This window comes from Variovorax sp. WDL1, from assembly GCF_001541225.1.
Taxonomy (GTDB): domain Bacteria; phylum Pseudomonadota; class Gammaproteobacteria; order Burkholderiales; family Burkholderiaceae_C; genus Variovorax.
Genome location: NZ_LMTS01000128.1, coordinates 63,092 through 66,227, shown reverse-complemented (window position 1 = coordinate 66,227; position 3,136 = coordinate 63,092). Strand labels below are relative to the sequence as shown.

General features: G+C 68.0%; 3 protein-coding genes. 2 read left to right on the top strand and 1 reads right to left on the bottom strand.

Annotated elements, in window-relative coordinates; translation table 11 throughout:
* On the bottom strand, nucleotides 1-586 hold a 586-nt coding region (locus APY03_RS43970; RefSeq protein ID WP_232324312.1), incomplete at its 3' end, for a LysR family transcriptional regulator.
* Nucleotides 587-686: 100 nt separating this feature from the next.
* Here APY03_RS43970 and ilvD point away from each other — a divergent pair.
* Both ilvD and APY03_RS43965 read left to right on the top strand, forming a co-directional pair.
* Entirely contained in the window at nucleotides 687-2,381 is a 1,695-nt protein-coding gene (gene ilvD / locus APY03_RS17625; protein ID WP_068678530.1) for a dihydroxy-acid dehydratase, read from the top strand.
* 255 nt (nucleotides 2,382-2,636) lie between these two features.
* Nucleotides 2,637-3,136, top strand: a 500-nt coding sequence (locus APY03_RS43965) for a cytosine permease (RefSeq protein ID WP_232324311.1), incomplete at its 3' end; no start/stop codon positions are given.

The window sequence follows — 3,136 nt, the reverse complement described above, 5'->3', positions numbered from 1 at the left end:
CGGCCAGCGCCTCCGCCAGCGGCAACTTCGGCCGCCGCGCGAGCGGGTGCCGCGCCGGCAGCGCCAGCACCAGCGGTTCCTGCGACACCGGCAGCCGCTCCAGCCCCGGCGGCGCGAAGCCGGGAGAATGCAGCATCAGGCCGGCATCGATCTCGCCGCGCGCGAAGGCCTCCAGTTGCACGTCGCCGGTGGCCTCGACCAGTTCCAGCGCGACCTCGGGGCATTGCAGGCGGAACTCGCGCACCCAGGCCGGCAGGCGCTCGAAGCCAATGGTCGAGACGAAGGCCAGCCGCACCCGGCCCAGTTCGCCAGCCGCCGCAGCCCTTGCGCGCCCGGGCAGCGCCTGCGAACGCGCCAGCAGCTCGCGCACGTCGGGCAGCAGCGCCTCGCCGGCCGGTGTAAGGGCCACGCGGCGGCGCGTGCGGTCGAAGAGGACGACGCCCAGCGTCTTTTCCAGCTGGGCGATGGCCTGCGTCACCGGCGGCTGCGTCATGTGCAGGCGCTGCGCCGCGCGCCCGAAGTGCAGCTCCTCGGCGACGGCGAGGAACTGGCGCCAGGCGCGCAGCTCGATGGAGGCTTCTCTCATAGGCCAAGCATATCAATCGGCCTTGAAATTCGGATTGGAAGCAATCAGTCAATCGTCCGATACTTGTCTCCCCCGATTTCCCCTACGAGCAGAGACAACGATGGACACCAAGACTATCCAGATCAACCGCCGAAGCGCCAACATCGTCGAAGGCAAGTCCCGCGCGCCCAACCGCTCCATGTTCTACGCGATGGGCTACGAGGAAGGCGATTTCAAGAAGCCGATGGTCGGCGTCGCCAACGGCCACAGCACCATCACCCCCTGCAACTCGGGCCTGCAGAAGCTGGCCGATGCCGCCATCGCCGGCATCGAGGAAGCCGGCGGCAACGCACAGGTGTTCGGCACGCCCACCATCTCGGACGGCATGGCCATGGGCACCGAGGGCATGAAGTACTCGCTGGTGAGCCGCGAGGTCATCTCCGACTGCATCGAGACCTGCGTCGGCGGCCAGTGGATGGACGGCGTGCTGGTGGTCGGCGGATGCGACAAGAACATGCCCGGCGGGTTGATGGGCATGCTGCGCGCCAACGTGCCGGCCATCTACGTGTACGGCGGCACCATCCTGCCCGGCAGGTACAAGGGCCAGGACCTGAACATCGTGAGCGTGTTCGAGGCGGTCGGCCAGAACGCCGCCGGCAACATGAGCGACGAGGACCTGAAGGAAATCGAGAAGCGCGCCATCCCCGGCACCGGCTCCTGCGGCGGCATGTACACCGCCAACACCATGAGCTCGGCCTTCGAGGCGCTGGGCATCTCGCTGCCCTACTCGTCGACCATGGCCAACCCGCATGAGGAAAAGGCCAACTCGGCCAGGGAATCGGCCAAGGTGCTGATCGAGGCGATCAAGAAAGACATCAAGCCGCGCGACATCGTCACGAAGAAAGCGATCGAGAACGCGGTGGCGGTGATCATGGCCACCGGCGGCTCGACCAACGCGGTGCTGCACTTCCTGGCCATCGCGCACGCGGCCGGCGTGGATTGGTCCATCGACGACTTCGAGCGCATGCGCAAGAAGGTGCCGGTGATCTGCGACCTGAAGCCCAGCGGCAAGTACCTGGCCGTCGACCTGCACCAGGCCGGCGGCATCCCGCAGGTCATGAAGATCCTGCTGAATGCCGGCCTGCTGCACGGCGACTGCGTCACCATCACCGGCCAGACCATCGCCGAAGTGCTGAAGGACGTGCCGGACCAGCCGCGCGCAGATCAAGACGTGATCCGCCCGATCACGAACCCGATGTACGCCGAGGGCCACCTCGCCATCCTCAAGGGCAACCTGTCGCCCGAGGGCGCGGTGGCCAAGATCACCGGCCTGAAGAATCCGGTCATCACCGGCCCGGCGCGCGTCTTCGACGACGAGCAGTCGGCGCTGCAGGCCATCCTCGACGGCAAGATCGTGGCCGGCGACGTGATGGTGCTGCGCTACCTTGGCCCCAAGGGCGGTCCCGGCATGCCGGAGATGCTGGCCCCCACCGGCGCGCTGATCGGCGCCGGCCTGGGCGAGAGCGTGGGCTTGATCACCGACGGCCGCTTCTCGGGCGGCACCTGGGGCATGGTGGTCGGCCACGTGGCGCCCGAAGCGGCGGCCGGCGGGACCATTGCCTTCGTCAAGGAGGGCGATTCCATCACCATCGATGCGCATCAGCTGAAGCTGGAACTCAACGTGCCCGAGTCCGAGATCGCAAAGCGCCGCGAGGGCTGGAAGGCGCCGGCGCCGCGCTACACGCGCGGCGTGCAGGCCAAGTTCGCCTTCAACGCCTCGAGCGCGAGCTCGGGAGCGGTGCTGGACAAGTTCTGATCCTGGCACTGGGGGCATGCCCAGGAGGCCTACAATGGCCCTCGCTTCGCCAGACCGACTGAAGCAACGCTAGGGGTGCCAGCCTGCGGCCCATGGGTCGCAGGCCGGCTGAGAGAGTCCCTTTGAACCTGACTGAGGTAATCCTCGCGCAGGGAAGCTGGTCCGGCGGCCGCCGCGCCTTTGTCTTCTCTCGCGCGGTGGTCCTGCCGCCGTGGCCTCGCCCACCTGCCAAACACTTTGCAATGGAGCAAATGGATGGCAATCGCAACCCAGAACAATGAAGCGCTGACGCCCCTTGCCGAGAGCGGCCGCGTGTTCCGCTGGCACGACCACCTGTCGCTGTGGTTCAGCCTTGGCGTCGGCCTGCTCGTGATGCAGATCGGCGCGTACCTCGTGCCGGCAGTCGGCACGCGCGACGCAATGCTCGCGATCGTGCTGGGCTCGTGCATCGGGGCCGGCCTGCTGGCCTGGACCGCGCGCCTGGGCTGCGAAAGCGGCCTGGCCAGCGCCGGGCTCATGCATGCGACCTACGGCAGCGCCTTCGCGCGGCTGCCGGTGGTGCTCAACATCGTGCAGCTGATCGGCTGGACCACCTTCGAGCTCGTGATCATGCGCGAGGGCACCCAGGCCATCGGCAAGCAGGCCTTCGGCTGGTCGCTCGAGGGCGGCCTCGGCGGCGTGCTGACCACGCTGCTGTGGGGGGCGGTTCTGCTCGCGCTGCTGGCTGGCTCCATGGTCAAGCTGGTGCGGCGCTT